This is a genomic window from Rhizobium gallicum bv. gallicum R602sp, from assembly GCF_000816845.1.
GTDB classification, from domain to species: Bacteria; Pseudomonadota; Alphaproteobacteria; order Rhizobiales; family Rhizobiaceae; genus Rhizobium; species Rhizobium gallicum.
The window spans coordinates 922,610-939,939 of the sequence record NZ_CP006880.1 but is presented as its reverse complement, the minus strand read 5'-3'; the positions used below and the strand labels follow the sequence as shown (position 1 = coordinate 939,939).

Genomic DNA, 17,330 nt, shown 5'->3' with positions numbered 1-17,330 from the left:
CTTCCTCAAAGTTCCGGCACGACAAGGTCGGCAATTGGCCCCTCGACGTGGAGCGGCGCGCCGGTCATGGCCTGCAGTTCCTCGATCGAGATCGCCGCCAGCTTCTCACGCAGCACGAAATGTCCCTTCACAATGTCGACGATGGCGTGGCTCGTATAAACGCGCGTGATGCAGCCGACGCCGGTCAGCGGGAAAGTGCATCTTTCGACGAGCTTCGGCTCGCCGTTCTTGGTGACGTGTTCTGTAATCACGAAGACCTGTCTCGCCCCATGGACGAGATCCATTGCGCCGCCGACGGCCGGCACGCCCTTGCTGCCGACGCGCCAGTTGGCCAGATCGCCGTTCTGGGCAACCTGATAGGCACCGAGGATGGCGACGTCGAGATGGCCGCCGCGCACCATGGCAAAACTGTCGGCGTGGTGGAAGAAGGACGCACCAAGCTTCAGCGTCACCGGCCTCTTGCCGGCATTGATCAGATCCCAGTCTTCTTCGCCGACAGGTGGCGCTTCACCGAAGTTCAAGATACCGTTCTCGGTATGGAAGATCGCCTGCCGACCGGGCGGCTGGTAGCGGGCCACCATTTCGGGAAAGCCGATGCCGAGGTTCACATAGGCCCCGTCGGCAATATCCTGAGCGGCACGCCAGGCGATCTGAGCATTGGAAAGCTTGATGTCTTCGCGAGTCGTCGCGGGTCGGGTATCGCCGGTCATAGGTAAGCCACTCCGGCTCGAACGAGCTCTTCTTCCTGCTGCGGATTGGATATCTCGACGAGACGGTCGACGAAGATGCCGGGTGTGACGACATGTTCGGGATCGATCCCGCCCGCAGGCACGATCTTCGAGACCTGTGCGATCGTCTTTGCAGCCGCCATGCACATCAGCGGGTTAAAGTTCCGGCCGGCTTTGTTGTAGGTGAGATTGCCGTGCAAGTCGCCGATATGCGCCTTCACGATCGCAAAATCGGCCTTCAACCAGCGCTCCTGGACATAGTGCCTGCCATCGAATTCGGCGACTATCTTGCCTTCGGAAAGCTCGGTGCCGTAGGCCGTCGGCGTGTAGAAAGCCGGGATGCCGGCACCGGCCGCACGGATGCGTTCGGCAAGCGTCCCCTGCGGCACAAGTTCCAGCTCGATCTCCCCGGCGAGGTATCTTTGCGTGAAGGCACGCGGATCCGAGGAACGCGGGAAGGAGCAGATCATTTTCCGCACCATGCCGGCGTCGATCATCGCGGCGATGCCGATGCGGCCGTTGCCGGCATTGTTGTTGATGACGCTCAGGTTCTTCGGCCCCTTGTCGATGAGCGCGTGGATAAGCTCGATCGGCGCCCCTGAGCCGCCAAAACCACCGATCATGATGCTGGCGCCATCACTGATTTCGCAGACGGCTTCCGCCGCGCTCCTGATTGTCTTGTCCATACGGGATCTCTCCTTGCCGAATAGGCGGGGACACGCTCCTCCCATGCCCGTGATAACGAATAAGCCGAGACGAAATCGGCGGCAAGACAATTTGTGCGCTATTTGACTTTTGTTCATATATCGCACAGACTTAAAATTCTGATCGGAGGGCAGCAAAATGCGGGAAACGGATTTCGTCAGCGGCTTTGCCCGCGGCTTGAAAGTCATCGAAGCCTTCGGTGAGACGCACCAGCGTCTGTCGATCACAGAAGCTTCCAAGCTCGCCGGCCTTGACCGTGCCACCGTCCGCCGCTCGCTTCTGACACTCGCAGAGCTCGGTTATGCGGATTACGACGGAAAGTTCTTCACATTGACGCCGAAGATCCTGCGCCTCGGCCATGCCTATCTCTCGGCAACGCCCTTGCCCCTGCAGATCCAACCGCATCTCGACCAATTGTCCGAAAAGGCTGGACAGAGCGCCTCGGCCTCGGTTCTCGATGGCAGCGAGATCGTCTATATCGCCCGCGCCTCGCAACGCCGCGTCATGTCGATCAATCTGACGCCTGGCAGCCGCCTGCCTGCCTATTGCGCCTCGATGGGCCGCGTGCTGCTCGCAGCACTGCCGGAAAGCGAAGCGCGTGCTATTCTTGGCCGGACGGAATTGAAGCAGAACACGCCGAACACCAAGACAGACCCGGAAGACCTGATTGCCGAATTCCGCCGCATCCGCTCAAAAGGCTATGCCATCATCGATCAAGAGCTTGAAATCGGCCTTTGCTCCATCGCCGTTCCGGTCGAAAACGATCGAGGTCAGACGGTTGCGGCAATCAACATCGGAGCGCCGGCAGCCCACGCCCCTGCATCGGAAATGGCCGAGCGCTATCTGCCTCTTTTGCACGAGACGCAAAAGGCCTTGCGGCTGGTTTTGAAATAGCGGTGCAAAAGCCCTCCCCCGCAAGCCGAAGCGAAGTCATACTCCGAGCTTCGTCCGCTCGGCCATACGCCACATGCGCGGCGTCTCGCCCGTCCGTTTCAGAAAGAAGCGCGAGAAGTAGGCCGGATCGGCAAAGCCCAACCGGTAGCCGATCTCCTGGACGCTGCCGAAGGTGAAGACCAGTTCGCGTTTTGCCTCGTCCGTCAGCTTGCGGGCGATGAGTTCGTGCATGCTATGTCCCATTGAAGCCTTGACAATGCGGTTCAGATGCGTTGGCGAGATGCCGAGCGCGCGAGCGTAGAAGACGGCCGGCTTATGTCCTCTTAGATGCTGCTGCATCAGGCCGCTTAGAACCTCCATGCGTCGGCTATTCTCATCGGCCATCTCACTTTCGGCACCTTCGCAAATCCGCGCCGTCAGTTGCAGTGCGGAAGTCAGATAGGCATCCAGCAGATCATTCCGGCCGCTCCGTCGCCCCGAAAATTCTTCTCCCAACCGCGTGAGCGTCCGCGCCACGTAAGCTGCATCCTCGTTTTGCATATCGAGCTCCGTCAGGTGCGGTTTCGCCAGCCACTCCCCGAACCAGCTGCGATCGCCAGGTATGGCCTTCAGATGCGAGGCGAGCACCGTGATAACAAAGCCATCGATATCTTTCGAAAAGCGGAAGCCGTGCCTCAGGCCGGGCGGTACGGTGATCACCGAGCGCGGACGGATTGTATACCGCTCCTGGCCGAAGATCGCATCGCCCGACCCGGCATCGATGTACAATATCTGAAGGAAGTTTTCATGCCGATGCAGCCGGATTTCCCAGTGATGAAGGCTGCTGCGCGATGGAATAGTCTCGCAATGCACCCAGAAATCCGGCTTCTTACCGGCACTCTCGCCATAGAGCTCATAGGTCGGAACGAATTTCGTCATCGCACGCACATTCTTGATGTTCGATTTGTGCAATTTCTCGGATGAAAAGTCCATTGCCGGGACTGTTGCCTGAGAGGAGAATTTGACGAAAGACAAGCGCGGGGAGGAAGCATGCGCACACAGGTTGCGATTATCGGCTCCGGGCCATCCGGACTTCTGCTCGGCCAGCTTTTGACGGAGGCGGGTATTGAAAACGTCATTCTGGACCGGGTCGGCAAGGACTACATTCTCGGACGCGTTCGTGCCGGGGTCTTGGAGGAAGGCACAGTTAACCTTATGGATCAGGCAAAGGCCGGCGTCCGCATGCATGCCGAAGGCCTGCCGCATGACGGCTTCTCGCTTGCCTTCGACGGTCGCGATCACCGCATCGATCTCTTTGGGCTTACCGGAGGCAAGCGCGTCATGGTCTATGGCCAGACGGAACTCACACGCGACCTGATGGACCATCGCGAAAAGACTGGCGCTTTGACGATCTACGACGCGGCTGACGTCCAGCCGCATGATTTCAATGGCCGGCACCCCTGCCTCACCTATAACAAGGACGGCACCACGCATCGTATCAATTGCGATTTCATCGCCGGCTGTGACGGCTTTCATGGTGCAAGCCGCAAAGCCGTGCCGGAAAGTTCGCTCCGCGTCTTCGAGAAGGTCTACCCCTTCGGCTGGCTCGGCATCTTGGCTGACGTGCCGCCAGTCAGCCACGAGTTGATCTATGCCAACCATCCCCGCGGCTTCGCCCTCTGTTCGATGCGCTCGCAGACCCGCAGCCGCTATTACATCCAGTGCCCGCTCGATGAAAAAATCGATAACTGGGGCGACGACCGTTTCTGGGCGGAACTCCGCCGCCGCCTTCCAACTCATCACGCAGACGCAGTGATCACCGCACCGTCGTTCGAAAAGTCGATCGCACCTCTGCGATCCTTCGTCTCCGAGCCGATGCGTTTCGGCCGGCTGTTCTTAGTCGGGGATGCCGCCCATATCGTGCCGCCAACGGGCGCCAAGGGCCTCAACCTCGCCGCCAGCGACGTGCACTACCTTTTCAACGGCCTTATCGAACACTACCAGGATCGCTCGAATGCCGGTATCGATGCCTATTCCGAACGCGCGCTCTCCCGCGTCTGGAAAGCCGTCCGCTTCTCCTGGTCAATGACGAGGATGATGCACCGGTTCCCCGATGCGAGCGACTTCGACCAGAAGATCCAGGAAGCCGAACTCGACTATTTGACGCATTCCCAGGCAGCCGCAACAGCGCTTGCGGAAAACTATGTTGGACTTCCCTACTAGCCGAAGCGTTTCGCTTTCCGCGATGAGTTTGTCAGATCCGTCGAACGTCAAGAAGACTTGACACTTTTGGTTCCATCGGACTGTGTTCGAGGATCGGGCGACATCTGGCCGATATGGTCAATCTGTTCGATCCGGAGATCATCGTCGTGGACAATGGAGGAATTCGCGTTCTTCACCAACCGAAACCCGTCGCCGATTGGGTTCCGAGTTCATGGGCAAGGGGCGCTGCCGCACTCGCGGCGCAGAATTCTTTCGACTTCGAAGGCTCGCCGAGAGGTTGGTGAGTTGAGAAGTCCCGGGATTTGGCGGGATCGCTCGTTGAGCAGGGTCGCTGCGCAGCCGACGCTCCCCGAGCAACCGTCTAGCAGCATTAAGCGCCAGGAGTGCCTGTCTTCATGCTAGATGCCAAACAACAACGATCCGCGGGTGCCAGGTGGCCAAAATCGATTTCCAAGCGGCTAACTCCTATGTCTTTCATCAGGTGATCATTTAGAGCCGAAAGCGCACAACTGGTGGCTGGCGGTTCCTCATTGCCGCCAAAAGTTCCAGTGACGGCCCGCAAGATTTTGAGCAGCATCCGCTCCACCGTTCGGAGCGGCCGTTTCGTGGCTGATGTCATTTGCAATGCTCTCCAATCTGGCGGCTGCAACTTGCGAAATCTGCAGAGGTGGACGGCGTGAGGCTACGCAGTCACCGGTCCTTTGGGCCGGCAAGTGGTCTCCGCCGGATGTTTTCACGGAAGAGGCACTGCGTCCCAATGCAGACCACTCCTGCTGAGTGTACGATCGCCAGATTAGAGCCGTGCTTCGAGGATCAGGTTGAACGGCGTTTCCATAGCGCGGCGGAAACGGGTGAAGCCCGCTTTGCGGAAGACTCCAGCCAGGCGGGCTTCGCCAGCCTGCGCACCAAGTACCATACGGCCGCCATCTGCAATTGCGTGGGCGCAGCAGATCGTCGTAGAAGCCGCATAATACATTCTAGCAACCGGCGAGATATTGTCTTCCACCCGATCGTTGGCGAAGGGTTCCACGAGCACGACCGTACCATCTGGTGCAATTGCCTTAGCGGCATGTGCGGCCGCGGCAACGGGATCTCCCATATCGTGCAGGCAATCGAAGAAGCAGATCAGGTCGTAGCCGCTTCCTGGATAGTTGTCGGCCGGAGCTGCCGCGAAGGTTGCCTGCTCCGAAATGCCTGTCATTGTGGCAACCTTGCGGGCTTCGATCAGGGAGCCCTGATGAGTGTCGAAGCCACAAAATCTCGAAGCCGGAAATGCCTTGGCCATGAGGGCGGTGGAATGTCCATGTCCACAGCCGACATCGGCCACAAATGCCCCGGTCTTCAGTTTTTCGACGACTCCATCGAGAGCCGGCAGCCATTCGGCGACCAGGCTTGCCTTGTACGCATTGCGGTAGAAGGCTGCAACTCCGCAATAGAGACGTCCGTCATGGTCGCCCCACGGTACGCCGTTGCCAGTGCGGAAGGCCTCCACCGCCTTGTCCTCGTCCGCCCACATTGAAGCAGGGACTGCCCAGGCGTTAGGAATGAAGACAGGGCTATCCTCGTCGGCAAGGACAAGCGCTTGCTCCGGCGTGAGCTCATACGTACCGCTGATCGCGTGGTAAGCGACATAGCCGCCAGCGACCTGCGAATTGAGCCATTCGCGAACGTAGCGTTCGGCGCATCCGGCGCGGCGGGCAAGCTCGTGCGATGTAAGCGGGCCTGCTTCGGCCATTGTCTTATAAAGGCCGAGCCGGTTTCCAAGACTCACCATCACGCCGCCATAGCCGGCCGAAAGATCTCCGACCACGCGCGAAAGAAGCGTATCTAGCTTTGCAGAATCGATCGTGCTGATTTGGACATGTCCCATTTCAATTCCCCTGTTCAAGAGCCTTCGGAAGCGGAGGGCGGGAGAGAGCATCGCAGTTTTAGGGAGTGCCCGGCAGAGCGGAACTGTCCAGAAACGGGTCGATCGTGCCACACCACCGGTACGTGGCGCGGTTGCTCCATCCGCGTTATCGTGTCGTCCTTGCGTCAAAGGAAATCTAACATGCTGCGAAACGCCGAGCAGACGGTGCAGACGGGTCCAGAGCCGCTTCATGTCAGCCTCATCGCCATTCCCGAGGCCGTGGTGTCGACGCTGAGTGGCATCTTCGACGTGATGAACGCCTTTGTTATTATGCCTCCGCTAGGCGACGCACAGCGCCGCGCACCACCGTTCCAGGTCGAGATTGTTGGGCTCGAATCCGGGTCGCTGTCGCTTGCCAGTCGCATCCCCGTCATGGTCCAACGCAGCATTACCGCGCTTGATACAACCGACATCATTATCGTCCCTTCCATCCTGCTTGGCCCTGAGGGCTGGCGAAAAGGTCGACACCCGGAGCTCGTAGAATGGCTTCGAGCCATGCACCGGCGCGGTGCGCTTCTATGCTCGGCTTGCTCCGGTGTCTTCCTGCTCGCCGAAACAGGGCTCTTCGATGGCGCAGAGGCGACGGTACATTTCGGTTACGCCAACGCATTCGCGGCAGGTTTTCCGCAGGTCCACATCCACCCTGAGCGGGTTCTGGTCGTCTCGGGCGAGCGCGAAGAACTTGTAAGTTCCGGAGCCTCCATGACCTGGCATGATTTAGTCCTCTACCTGATTGCTAGACATGCGGGTGCAACCGCCGCACAGGAAGTTGCGCGCTGCTTTGCCCTCCAATGGCATCAGGACGGACTTACGCCCTACATGGTATTCGAGGGCCGTAATGATCATGGAGACGTCGCTGTCCAGGCGGCTCAGGAATGGGTGGCAACGCATTTCCCCGTGGCGAGCCCGCTTGAGGAAATGATCCGCCGCTCCGGACTTGCCGAGCGCACCTTCAAACGCCGTTTCACAGCCGCGACCGGATTGAGCCCGATCGCCTACGTGCAGCGCCTAAGGATCGAGGATGCGAAACGCCGGTTGGAGCGGACGGAGTCATCGGTCGACGAGATAGGCTGGCAGGTCGGTTACGAGGAACCGGCTTTCTTCCGCCGTCTCTTCAAGCGAGTCACCGGCTTGACGCCAGGGGGCTATCGACGGCGTTTCAAAATCCCTGAGTATGCACAGACCCGTGTAAGGGATTAAGCCACTCGACTAGGCCGTGCAGCCGTTACACTTGTTTCCGCCAAAATTCTTCGCTCAGCGCTCAGGCTGTCGGAACTCCCAGCCTGACTATCGGTAACACGTTTCGATCTTCGCGGCAGGTGTCGATGCCGTTGTGCCGGTAGCTCTAAGCGCACCGGCCGATCACTGCTTGTATCTCCCTGGTGCGCCACTGGCATCGCGGGACCAGGGTTGGGCGGGCGCGGCACTTTACCCCGCGCCGTTCCTGGGTAAAAGGCCACAACCCAATAAATGAGCCGCACGCCTGCCAAGGAGCCAACTCCATTCTCTATGCGATTCCGCCGTCTTACTAGCAGCGCGCCTCGTAGGTCCGTCCATAGCGGTCTCGATACACGCAGTAGCCCCGACGTTCGGTCGAGCGGCCAATCAGGGCGCCAGCGACACCGCCAGCAACGGCTCCGACCGCAGCACCCTCCCAGCTATTGCTTACGGCCCCGCCGATAACTGCTCCGGTGCCGGCCCCAATGGCCGTTCCCTTCTCCGTTGCTGTGCAAGATGCCAGGGCGCCAACGAAGGCACTGGCAAGGACAATTTTTCTCATCATTTTGAACGCCTCCTTATTTACTGCTGCGCGGGAGAGGTCGGCGGGGTCGCCGGTGCCGGCGTCGCGCTGCTGTTATCAGCTGGCGCCATCGGCTTTGCCGGACCAGGGGTCGGCTCAGAATTCGTCGTGGATGCCGTGGGCTGCGGATCGGTATCCGGAGCACCGCTCCACAGGGTGTAGGCAACCGCGATCACGGCGATCGCTGCAATGGCGGCGGCCCAGCCCACCCATGCGCTGGATCGGGTGTGCTCCACCGGTGTCGTGCGGAGGTCTAGATCGGGCTTCGGGGTCGTTGTGCGATTAGGATCGTTCGGATTGCTAGGGTCGTACGTCATCTTCATGCTCCGCTTTTTGATGAATGAGGAAGCACTGGATGGCTTGTTTGTTCCGCTAGCGATCCGGCCCGATCTCCTGTGTCGGACTTCGGTCCCAGATCGATCGGACTTTGGCCTCATGAAAAACCAAGTCGAAAGTCCTCCTGTACTTCAGACCGTGGTCCCGGATCGGGAACGTCATTGACTGCCAGGCATTGGGGTGGCGTGACGGAAGAGCGGTCAAAGGAGGTTTGCAATGAAGGACGATGGATCCACCCGTGGCAAAAGTGGCTGGAGCGTGGCGGCCGTCGTCATTGTCATCGTCCTTGCCGGCTTGCTCCACGTCTATGGTCAACTCCTGTCGGGCGACAGCGAGCAATTGACGAGGAGTCTTCGCGAAACAGCGGCCACCGCCGATGGAGGCTAACGGGATCGAGAAGCACACGAGTTGACCCGAACGGGCTGTTCAATCTCATCCATCTCCGGTCTCTTCGATTGTTTGGCGACGAAGCGCGATAACTCGTTTTCGTCGCTGCAGCCCAAGACGGATGTTGCTATGAAGGATCTCGCGTTCATTCAAGCATAGTTCGGGACCAATGTCTGAGGCCGTCGGCATGAAGAGGCCGCACGCGCTGAGAGGACCGAGACGCAGGTGGTGATCGAGGCACAGTGAAGCCTAGTCTCCGGCACCTCAGATCCTAACGACGGTCCGATCCGTAGTCGCAATAACTGCCTCACGGAATGCAATTCTTTTCAATGTCATTTGCCACAAATCTCGCAGCACGGTCCCAGGCTTCGCCTGTATCGCCTCGATACGTTATAAACCGGTCGCAGGTGGGTTTGTTGGTGCGGATGTCCAACAGGACATACTTCGCCCAGCCCACCAAGGTGCTCATCTTGTGAATCTCGCCTATGAGCAAGTAATTCGCGCCAGCAGTTTTCGCCTCTCTCGAAAGCTCCGCGATCCCGGTTCGCGCGCCGTGCACCGCCCATTCTGGCAAGCCAACGAAGTGATGATGATCTTGCTACGTTTCGAGAGACTGTCGCGTAGGGTTGAGGCAAACGCCGTCAACCGAGCATCGTGGTCACCGAGCTGGTGACCCGCTTCGCCGGACGTGTCCTTAAAGTCAAAATTGGCAACGGCTACCGTAATCGGTTCAATCGTGTCGGCAACGGCGACTGATGCAAGGGCGCTGGCACACGCCAACGCTGTGACGACCCACCAACCTGGGATGCACGATCTCCTTGCAACGTTAAAGCTCGCTTCTACCTCGTCCTCCTCCCAACTTAAAATTGACGCCAAGCCGGGCAGCGTCCTATGTTGCCTCACGCGAGATGAACGCCGCTGCTATGCCAACGCGTTCATTAACCAGACGTCTGGTGCAAAGATCGATAGCCGCCCGTGACCAGCGCCACCCTCCTCGAAATAGCCCTTGCGCTCACGGCGCGCCGAAGGTTCATTAGCCCGGCATTTGGCGAAATCGATTTGGCCCGGCTCACATCATTTTGCGCCGATGACAGTCCACAGAAGGCTGCCGCTCTCCAAGCGGCTGAAGACGTTCTAAGACAAGACCACGAAGCAGAACCGGCGGATGCCATGCTTGACAATGCTGCTATGAAGGACCTTTTGGGAAAGATTGTATGGTCCGTATAAGTCCGGCACAACCGCACTTCACTGCATTGACGCGAGATCTTCGTTTAGGGTCTTCTCATCGCTCATATTGGTGTCGGTCTGCCTTTCGACGCAGCGTTGAACAAAACTCAATGTGTCTCATCAGCCTTGATCTCATCCAGCGGTGGTCACCGCCTGGCCGCTAGCGAGACGGTGTTATCTGGGACTGCGTCACTCCTACGACGGCGTCGGGTAAGTCGGCATGAACAAAACCTCAGTTCAGTCGCTGGCCGCCACTTGCGAAGAGGTGGATATTGGCGAGTTCCGGCCGGACGCGGATCGTTGCGCAGGTTGAGAGCGATATGCGCTCGCGAAAGACGCCTTTAACCTGCGTTTCGCCGAGCTTCATCGTTACCTGTGTCTCCGAACCCATCGGCTCGACGAGCGCGATCTCCGCCGGCACGCCGTTATCGTCGAGAACAAAATGCTCGGGCCGGATGCCGTAAACCGCCTTGCGGTCACTGAACTCGTGGGCGGCTTGCGGAAGCGGCAGCAGTATGCCGGGTGCGGCGAAACCCGTCGAGGTGATCGTGCCGGATAGAAAATTCATGGCCGGCGAGCCGATGAAACCTGCCACGAACTGGTTGGCGGGCCGGTCGTAAAGTTCGAGCGGGGCTCCGATCTGCTCCACCCGCCCGCCATTCAGCAAGACGATCTTGTCGGCCATGGTCATGGCCTCCACCTGGTCATGGGTGACATAAATGGTCGTGGTCTTGAGCTTCTGGTGCAGGCTCTTGATCTCGCCGCGCATGACGACCCGGAGCTTCGCATCAAGGTTCGACAGCGGTTCGTCGAACAAGAAGACCTGGGGGTTTCGGACAATCGCCCGGCCCATGGCGACGCGCTGGCGCTGGCCGCCGGAAAGCTGGCGCGGATAGCGATCGAGCAGATGCGACAGGCCGAGAATGTCCGCCGCCCACTTCACCCGCTCCGCGATCTCGGCCTTGCCTGTGCCGCGATGTTCCAGCGAAAAGCCCATATTGGTTGCGACGGTCATATGCGGATAAAGCGCATAGTTCTGGAAGACCATGGCGATGTCGCGATCCTTCGGGTCGAGGTCGTTGACCACACGCCCGCCGATTTTGATATCTCCGCCGGTGATCGCTTCCAGTCCGGCGATCATGCGCAGAAGCGTGGATTTGCCGCAGCCGGACGGACCGACCAGCACGACGAATTCGCCATCGCTGATGCCGAGATCGACACCGTGGATGATGTCGACGGCGCCATAACTCTTGCGGACACGGGAAAGGGTAACTTCAGCCATCAATCAGGTTTCCGGTTCTTCAGCCCTTGAGGCCGGTATGCGCGAGCCCTTCGACGAATTGCTTCTGCGCGATGATGAAGACGATGAGAACGGGGAGCGCGGTGAGCGTGGCGGCGGCGAGCTGGATGTTCCACATCGGTCCGCCATAGGCGTCGGTATATTGGGTCAGCGCCTGCGGCAGGGTGAATTTGTCCGCGCTCGACAGGAACACGATCGGTTCGAGGAACAGGTTCCACGAATGGAGGAAAGTGAAGATCGCCACTGACGCGAGCGCCGGTTTCGCCAGCGGCAGGGCGATTTTCCGAAAGATCTTGAAGCGCCCGAGGCCGTCGACGCGTGCCGCCTCTTCCAGCTCAGCCGGCAGCGTCACGAAGAACTGCCGCATTACGAACGTGGCAAAGACGCTCGGCGCCCCGAAGATCGGCACAAGGACCAGCGGCCAGTGGGTATTCACCATGCCGGCTTTCAGGAACATCTGGAAAAGCGGCACGATCGTCACCTCAGACGGGATAAGCAACCCGAGCAGCACGATCATGAAGATCGTGTTAGCGAAAGGAAATTTAATGCGCGCAAAGGCGTAGCCAGCCATGGAGGAGACGATCATCGTGCCGACCGTCACCACAGCGGCAATATAGGCCGAGTTCCAGTATTGCTGCACGAAAGGCTGCAGCTCGAAAACCTTTCGGTAGGTCGTCCAGTCATAGCTTGCCGGAACGAGTTGCGGCGGAAAGGCAAAGATGTCGCTGATCGGTTTCACCGAAGACGTCACCATCCACCAGGTCGGAAAGACAAAGGGGATGAGCAGCACGCACATCAACCCGTAGAGAAAAACCTTCATGCGCGGAGACAACTCAGCTTTCATAGAAGACGATCCTCTTGCGCATCTGCCACTGGGCAAAGGTCAGCACGGCGACGATCGCGAAGAGCAGGATCGAGAGCGTCGAGCCATAGCCGAAGAAATGGAACTGGAAGGCCTGCTGGTAGAGGTAATAGACGAGCACCGTCGTCGAAAGCCCTGGGCCGCCTTGGGTCAGCACCGCGATCTGCGCGAAAACCTGCAGCGATCCGACGATGGTGATGATCGAGGTCAAGAGCATGGTCGGGCTGATCAGCGGCAGGGTGATGCGGCGGAACTGCTTGAAGCGCGGCGCGCCGTCGATCCGCGCAGCCTCGTAGAGCTCGTTCGGCACGCCCTGCAGCGCCGCCAGGAACAGGATCATGTTGAGGCCGACATTCTTGAAAACCTGCACGACGATGACGGAGATCATCGCGGTCGTTTCCTCGCGAAGCCAGTTCGGTCCTTCGATACCGAAGACCTGCAGTATGCCGTTGATTCCGCCATTCTTCTGAAGCAGGAACCCCCAGACAATTGTCCAGGCGACCAACGAGACGACGACCGGCGAAAAGAACAGCGTGCGGAAGATGGCGATGCCTGCGAGCTTCTGGTTGAGGAGAACCGCAAGCAGGAGCGCCAGGGAGAGATTGAAAACGACGAGCCCGGCGGAAAAGATCGCGGTCGCTCCCAGGACTTCGAAGAGGTTCGTATCCTCGATCAGCATCCAGTAGTTCTGTGCGCCCGTATAGGTGAAGGTATTGGCAAGCACGTTCCACTCGTGCAGCGAATACCAGAAGACGAGTCCAAGCGGGATCAGCACGAAGACGACGATGCCGATCAGCTGCGGTGCGATGAAGAGGAAACCGGCGAGACTGTCGCGCCGCGCAACCGTCCAGAACGGCGATGAGGAGCGGCCTTCCGCAATTGCGCGATCTTGCGCGACAGCCATTTTACGCTCCCTTAGCGCTTCAAGAGTGGGCCGATCTGGCCGCAGATCTTCTGGAGCGTGCCGGGGATATCCGCATCCGGACGCCAGACGGCATCGAGGCCGGAACGAACGGCCTGCTGGATCTGCGCAAAGCCGGTGTGTCCGGGGATGACCTTGCCCGTTACAATCCCGGAGATGACGACCTTGTCGATCTGCTCCTGGCTCAGAAGCGGATTGGTCGTCTTCAGCACTTCAGCATTGAGCAGCGACTTGCGGGCCGACGGGAAGAACTGGCTGAGCTTGGCCGAGTTTTCCGGGCTCGTCATGTAAGCGACGAATTCGGCGGCCGTCTTGGCGTTTTTCCCGGTCTGCATGACGCCGATACCGGCCTGGCCGATCAGCGCATAGTCACCGGCAGGTCCCTTCGGCAATGGCACCAGATCCCAGGAAAAGGGCTTGTCCTTCGGCAGCAGCGAGGCGCGGCTGATCTGCGTGATCGTCATCGCCGCATTGCCGGCGAAGAAATCGACGTTTTCGCCGGGACCTGGGATCGCCTTCTTCTTGAAGATCGCCTCGTGGATGAAGGTCAGCGCGTCGACCATCGGCTTTTCCGTCATCGTGCAGGTCTTACCGTCGTCGCTCCAGGGGGAAGCGCCCCAGCCGTTCCAGATGGAGGCGAGATTCTGCCAGATCTGGTAGTTGAAGTCTCGGACGATCAGGCCGCCCTTGCCATTCTGGCCCACCGCTGAAGCTGTCGCGATCGCGTTGTCCCAGGTCCATTGGCCAGCGACGATGAGCTCGGCAGGCGTCTTTGCGCCGGCAGCCTTGATGACGTCGTTGTTGACGAACATCGCGAACGGCGAGGTGGAGAAGGGATAGGCGTAGAACTTGCCGTCCTTCGTCCAGCGTTCGGTCGCAGTGGCGCTCACTTCGTCGAGATTGTAGCCCTGCGTCGCCTTGAGTGTATCGGTGAGCGGATAGAGCGCGCCCGAATTGACGAAGTCGTAAGCCGAAGTCTCGAAGATCCAGGCCATGTCCGGCGCATTGCCGCCGGCGATCTGGGTGGTCAGCGCCGTGGTGTAGGTGTCGAACGGCAGCGACTCAAAGGTCACCGTGACGTTCGGATGGTCCTTCTTAAACCCTGCAGCGATCTCGTTGAAGAGTTTGAGATGCGCCTCGTTGGCGCTCCAGATGGTCATTCGCAGGTTGACCGCATCCTGTGCATTGGCGATGCCGCCCCAAGGGAGCACAATGGCGAGCGGCACGGCAACGGCAAGCGCCACCACCGCCGATTTCAGTGTCCTGTGATAATTCATTCCCGTTCCTCCTCCTAAGATCGGTTTGCTTGGTCAATAGGCCGCGATGTCCGGCCAGCGGATTTCAATGCCCTCACGGGTGAGCTCTCGCTGGAAGTCGCGGAGATGCTCGTCGTTTTCCTGGATCTGGTGAGGTTTCAGTCCTTTCTCCAGGCAATAGGCCGCGAGCATGCCGGCCACTTCGCCGATATTCCATTCGACTGGATGAAGGCGGTAGCAGCCGTTGGTGATGTGGGTGGTGCCGATGTTCTTGCCGGCCGGAATGAGGTTCTTCATCCGCTCGGGCAGGAGCGCGCCGAGCGGGATCTCGAACGGACAGGACGCCACATCGATATAGTTGTCGCCGCCGGTCGATGGATGAAGGTCGATGCGATACATGCCGATGCCGACGCTGTCGCGATAGTTCACGGCACCTTTTCCTCCGCGTACAGCATAAGAAAGATCCTGTTCGACGACGCGCGTTACCGGTTTGATGCGGCGGCTTTCGCGGACATAAGGCGCCATGGCGAGGCCATGTTCGGTGCCCGTGATGTCGCCGCGGAGCCGTAGGCCGCGATAGCCCTGCCCGCCGTCGATGCGCGGCGCTTGCGTCTGCAGCCAGTAGAAGACCGCGTAAGAAAGATCGGCGGCCGACTTCAGGTGCTTCGCCTTCTCCTCCTCGGAAACGTCGATGATCGTGCCGTCCATGTAGTCGATCATCGGCCAGTTCACGAAGCAGATGTCGGATTCGTAGAAGCCGGGCACGAAATTGCGGCGTGCCGCGATGCGGCGGAAAAGCCAAAGGTTTTCGTCGCCACCGCCCTTGCGCTGGTCGGCATCGACCAGCAGCGGATCGTCGTCAACATTCGGCGTGAACGAGCGGGTCGTGAATTCCAGCGTGCGCGGATGCGGCGCAGTGAAGCCAAGCAGCGGGCCGCCCCAGAAATGCGGCTGATACGTGGACCAGTAGTCATAGTGCTCCGGCTTGTCGATCGTCTGGTCGCCATCCACGCAATCGACGGCGAAGCAGACCGACACCGCCTGAACGTTGTCCGGCTGGGCTTTGGGCGGTGCATTAGGCTCGCCCGTATCGGACTGGGCCTCGAAACCCTTCACATACTCGGTGCCGGTCATCGGCAGCAGATCGCCAAGTTCGGTCGCATCGAGGATGTAATTGGCAGCGATGACGATCTCCCTGCCCGTATCGCGATGGCGGACGGTGATGGAGCGAACCCTATCGCCATCGACATCAGCCGTGACCGGTCTATAGGGCTGCAGCACCTTGAGACGACCAGCGCCACGATAGGGCATCAGCATCGCTTCCATCACCGCGAGGCTGACCCGCGGCTCGGCGCAGATGCGACTCACCCAGCCGCCGCCGGGATTGAGATCGCTCCAGCCCCGAGCCGCTTCGGTCAGCGGGTAGTTGTCGCGGTAATACTGGCGAATGCCATTGCGCAGCTTTCGATAGGAGCGCGTGATGCCGAACTGCTCGACCCACGTATGTTCGTCGGAGGGCACGGCCTGGCTGGTCGACTGACCGCCGATCCAGTCGAATTCCTCGCTCATAACGACGCTCTTGCCCGCCCGGCATGCACCAAGTGCCGCCGCAACACCACCGAGGCCGCCGCCCACCACCAGAATATCCGCTCGCATCTCTTTCGCAGGCATGTATGTCACGTTCTCACGTCCGTTTCTTTGCAGAGCCGAAAGGGGCGGGACCAAGGGTCTCGCCTTCGACCGGTTCACAGGTCAGAAGAATTTGTTCGATCGGGGCCGCACCCTCGATTCGACGCACCAGCATGGCGGTCGCCTGCCGCCCCATTTCTTCGCGAGGAATGTCGAAGGCGGTGAACTGCACATGGCTGCGCTCGGCGCGCACATGGCTGCCGAGTACGATCGCCGAGAAATCTTCGGGCACGGAAAGGCCGCGCTTTCGAGCCGCCGCCTCGACGCGCACCGCATCCGCCAGTTCGATGAAGAAGACGGCAGTCGCGCCGCTCGCGACGATGACATCGAGGGTCTCGCCGGCCGGCCGGCCGACCTCGTCGACATGCAAAACCAGCTCGGCGCCTGCGGTGGTCGCGTCTGCAAAGCCGCGCCAGCGGTCCGCGACGGATTCGGCCGATCCGCTGGGGCCGACGTAAGCCAGCTTCTCGTGTCCCAACGCCCTCGCCTTCTCGACCAGTGTCCGCGTGCCGTTCGTGTAATCGCCGCCGACGTAAGGAACGGGTCCGCCAGCGTCCTCACGTCGGCCGATCGCCACGAAGGGATAATCGCCAGAAACCAGCCGCTTGAGTTCGGCGCGATCGAATTCGCGGCCGAGCACAAGGCAGCCGTCGGCGATCCTGAGCCGGTTGCCGTCGGCAAAGATCTTCCGTTCCCGGCCGACACCGGCACCGGTTAAAAGCAGGAGATCGTATTTCTGCGCCTGCGCCTCTTCCTCGATGCCGAGCAGAAAGGGTGTGAAGAAGTCCGCCTGCTCACTCGGGAAGGCCGGTTCGTAGGTGAAGACGCCGAGAATGCGATTGAGGCCCTTGGCCATGCGCCGGGCGATCGGGTCGGCTACGTAGCCCGTCGTGCGAATGACATGCTGCACACGTTCGCGGGTTTCGGGCGGGATGCGCGCCAAAGCTGCGGAAGCGCCATTCAGCACAAGTGAGACGGTCGCCTGGCTGACGCCGGCCAGTTTCGCAATATCGTGCTGAGTCAAGCGCTTACTGCCTGTCACGCCAATTCCTCCCGACTCCTATTAGCTGCTAATGCGTATTAGCAGCTAATACGTATAAACAAGATTGGAT

At 59.8% G+C, this 17,330-nt stretch carries 17 protein-coding genes; 4 read left to right on the top strand and 13 right to left on the bottom strand.

Annotation, left to right across the window (positions count from 1 at the left end):
• Window positions 1-5 precede the first annotated feature (5 nt).
• Together RGR602_RS27620 and RGR602_RS27615 are read right to left on the bottom strand one after the other, a co-directional pair.
• On the bottom strand, window positions 6-710 hold the full coding sequence (locus RGR602_RS27620; RefSeq protein WP_040115214.1) for a 3-oxoacid CoA-transferase subunit B: 705 nt from the start codon (window positions 708-710) through the stop codon (window positions 6-8).
• Window positions 707-1,414, bottom strand: coding sequence for a 3-oxoacid CoA-transferase subunit A (locus tag RGR602_RS27615; RefSeq protein WP_040115213.1), 708 nt, complete (start codon window positions 1,412-1,414; stop codon window positions 707-709). Before RGR602_RS27615 ends, RGR602_RS27620 begins: the two co-directional genes overlap by 4 nt.
• 157 nt (window positions 1,415-1,571) lie before the next feature.
• On the opposite strand from RGR602_RS27615, the gene RGR602_RS27610 reads away from it, so the two are divergent.
• Window positions 1,572-2,327, top strand: a complete 756-nt coding sequence (locus RGR602_RS27610; protein ID WP_040115212.1) for an IclR family transcriptional regulator — start codon at window positions 1,572-1,574, stop codon at window positions 2,325-2,327.
• A gap of 36 nt (window positions 2,328-2,363) precedes the next feature.
• Here RGR602_RS27610 and RGR602_RS27605 read toward each other — a convergent pair whose 3' ends face one another.
• Window positions 2,364-3,245, bottom strand: coding sequence for a helix-turn-helix domain-containing protein (locus RGR602_RS27605; protein WP_040116525.1), 882 nt, complete (start codon window positions 3,243-3,245; stop codon window positions 2,364-2,366).
• Window positions 3,246-3,356: 111 nt separating this feature from the next.
• On the opposite strand from RGR602_RS27605, the gene pobA reads away from it, so the two are divergent.
• A complete protein-coding gene (pobA, locus tag RGR602_RS27600; protein ID WP_040115211.1) occupies window positions 3,357-4,529 on the top strand; it encodes a 4-hydroxybenzoate 3-monooxygenase in 1,173 nt (390 codons plus the stop codon).
• Window positions 4,530-5,322: 793 nt separating this feature from the next.
• On the opposite strand, the gene RGR602_RS27595 is transcribed toward pobA, so the two are convergent.
• Window positions 5,323-6,399, bottom strand: coding sequence for a class I SAM-dependent methyltransferase (locus tag RGR602_RS27595; protein ID WP_040115210.1), 1,077 nt, complete (start codon window positions 6,397-6,399; stop codon window positions 5,323-5,325).
• A gap of 180 nt (window positions 6,400-6,579) precedes the next feature.
• Here RGR602_RS27595 and RGR602_RS27590 point away from each other — a divergent pair, with 180 nt between their 5' ends.
• Window positions 6,580-7,638: a GlxA family transcriptional regulator gene (locus tag RGR602_RS27590; protein ID WP_040115209.1), complete on the top strand. Its 1,059-nt coding sequence runs from the start codon at window positions 6,580-6,582 to the stop codon at window positions 7,636-7,638.
• 328 nt (window positions 7,639-7,966) lie between these two features.
• Here RGR602_RS27590 and RGR602_RS27585 read toward each other — a convergent pair whose 3' ends face one another.
• Window positions 7,967-8,221 (bottom strand): YMGG-like glycine zipper-containing protein, encoded by a 255-nt coding sequence (locus RGR602_RS27585; protein WP_040115207.1) that lies wholly within the window; start codon window positions 8,219-8,221, stop codon window positions 7,967-7,969.
• Window positions 8,222-8,238: 17 nt separating this feature from the next.
• Complete coding sequence (locus tag RGR602_RS27580) at window positions 8,239-8,556, bottom strand: hypothetical protein (protein ID WP_040116524.1); 318 nt, start codon at window positions 8,554-8,556, stop codon at window positions 8,239-8,241.
• A 235-nt stretch (window positions 8,557-8,791) separates the two neighbouring features.
• Here RGR602_RS27580 and RGR602_RS37710 point away from each other — a divergent pair, with 235 nt between their 5' ends.
• The gene (locus tag RGR602_RS37710; protein WP_170251073.1) at window positions 8,792-8,962 is read left to right on the top strand and encodes a hypothetical protein; all 171 of its coding nucleotides are present in this window, start codon (window positions 8,792-8,794) and stop codon (window positions 8,960-8,962) included.
• A 307-nt stretch (window positions 8,963-9,269) separates the two neighbouring features.
• Here the strand turns inward: RGR602_RS37710 and RGR602_RS39935 are convergent, their stop codons facing one another.
• The 7 genes from RGR602_RS39935 to RGR602_RS27540 form a co-directional block, all read right to left on the bottom strand.
• Window positions 9,270-9,521, bottom strand: a complete 252-nt coding sequence (locus tag RGR602_RS39935) for a DUF2380 domain-containing protein (RefSeq protein ID WP_219738460.1) — start codon at window positions 9,519-9,521, stop codon at window positions 9,270-9,272.
• A 900-nt stretch (window positions 9,522-10,421) separates the two neighbouring features.
• On the bottom strand, window positions 10,422-11,471 hold the full coding sequence (locus tag RGR602_RS27565) for an ABC transporter ATP-binding protein (RefSeq protein ID WP_040115202.1): 1,050 nt from the start codon (window positions 11,469-11,471) through the stop codon (window positions 10,422-10,424).
• 19 nt (window positions 11,472-11,490) lie between these two features.
• Window positions 11,491-12,333, bottom strand: coding sequence for a carbohydrate ABC transporter permease (locus tag RGR602_RS27560; RefSeq protein WP_040115200.1), 843 nt, complete (start codon window positions 12,331-12,333; stop codon window positions 11,491-11,493).
• A complete protein-coding gene (locus RGR602_RS27555) occupies window positions 12,323-13,255 on the bottom strand; it encodes a carbohydrate ABC transporter permease (protein ID WP_040115199.1) in 933 nt (310 codons plus the stop codon). Before RGR602_RS27555 ends, RGR602_RS27560 begins: the two co-directional genes overlap by 11 nt.
• An 11-nt stretch (window positions 13,256-13,266) precedes the next feature.
• Window positions 13,267-14,550 carry an ABC transporter substrate-binding protein gene (locus RGR602_RS27550; RefSeq protein ID WP_040115197.1) on the bottom strand — a complete coding sequence of 428 codons (1,284 nt, stop codon included), beginning with the start codon at window positions 14,548-14,550 and terminating at the stop codon, window positions 13,267-13,269.
• Between the two features lie 33 nt (window positions 14,551-14,583).
• Window positions 14,584-16,185: an FAD-dependent oxidoreductase gene (locus tag RGR602_RS27545; RefSeq protein ID WP_040116523.1), complete on the bottom strand. Its 1,602-nt coding sequence runs from the start codon at window positions 16,183-16,185 to the stop codon at window positions 14,584-14,586.
• A 28-nt stretch (window positions 16,186-16,213) separates the two neighbouring features.
• Entirely contained in the window at window positions 16,214-17,260 is a 1,047-nt protein-coding gene (locus RGR602_RS27540) for a LacI family DNA-binding transcriptional regulator (RefSeq protein WP_040115196.1), read from the bottom strand.
• Window positions 17,261-17,330: the final 70 nt, after the last annotated feature.

Excerpts from the sequence above, each read along its gene's own strand:
- RGR602_RS27620 (WP_040115214.1), bottom strand. The coding sequence starts at position 710 with ATGACCGGCGATACCCGACCCGCGACGACTCGCGAAGACATCAAGCTT.
- RGR602_RS27550 (WP_040115197.1), bottom strand. The coding sequence starts at position 14,550 with ATGAATTATCACAGGACACTGAAATCGGCGGTGGTGGCGCTTGCCGTT.
- RGR602_RS27545 (WP_040116523.1), bottom strand. The coding sequence starts at position 16,185 with ATGCGAGCGGATATTCTGGTGGTGGGCGGCGGCCTCGGTGGTGTTGCG.
- RGR602_RS27610 (WP_040115212.1), top strand. The coding sequence starts at position 1,572 with ATGCGGGAAACGGATTTCGTCAGCGGCTTTGCCCGCGGCTTGAAAGTC.
- RGR602_RS27605 (WP_040116525.1), bottom strand. The coding sequence starts at position 3,245 with ATGACGAAATTCGTTCCGACCTATGAGCTCTATGGCGAGAGTGCCGGT.
- RGR602_RS27560 (WP_040115200.1), bottom strand. The coding sequence starts at position 12,333 with ATGAAAGCTGAGTTGTCTCCGCGCATGAAGGTTTTTCTCTACGGGTTG.
- RGR602_RS27565 (WP_040115202.1), bottom strand. The coding sequence starts at position 11,471 with ATGGCTGAAGTTACCCTTTCCCGTGTCCGCAAGAGTTATGGCGCCGTC.
- RGR602_RS27595 (WP_040115210.1), bottom strand. The coding sequence starts at position 6,399 with ATGGGACATGTCCAAATCAGCACGATCGATTCTGCAAAGCTAGATACG.
- RGR602_RS27590 (WP_040115209.1), top strand. The coding sequence starts at position 6,580 with ATGCTGCGAAACGCCGAGCAGACGGTGCAGACGGGTCCAGAGCCGCTT.
- RGR602_RS27555 (WP_040115199.1), bottom strand. The coding sequence starts at position 13,255 with ATGGCTGTCGCGCAAGATCGCGCAATTGCGGAAGGCCGCTCCTCATCG.
- RGR602_RS27585 (WP_040115207.1), bottom strand. The coding sequence starts at position 8,221 with ATGATGAGAAAAATTGTCCTTGCCAGTGCCTTCGTTGGCGCCCTGGCA.
- pobA (WP_040115211.1), top strand. The coding sequence starts at position 3,357 with ATGCGCACACAGGTTGCGATTATCGGCTCCGGGCCATCCGGACTTCTG.
- RGR602_RS27615 (WP_040115213.1), bottom strand. The coding sequence starts at position 1,414 with ATGGACAAGACAATCAGGAGCGCGGCGGAAGCCGTCTGCGAAATCAGT.
- RGR602_RS27580 (WP_040116524.1), bottom strand. The coding sequence starts at position 8,556 with ATGACGTACGACCCTAGCAATCCGAACGATCCTAATCGCACAACGACC.
- RGR602_RS37710 (WP_170251073.1), top strand. The coding sequence starts at position 8,792 with ATGAAGGACGATGGATCCACCCGTGGCAAAAGTGGCTGGAGCGTGGCG.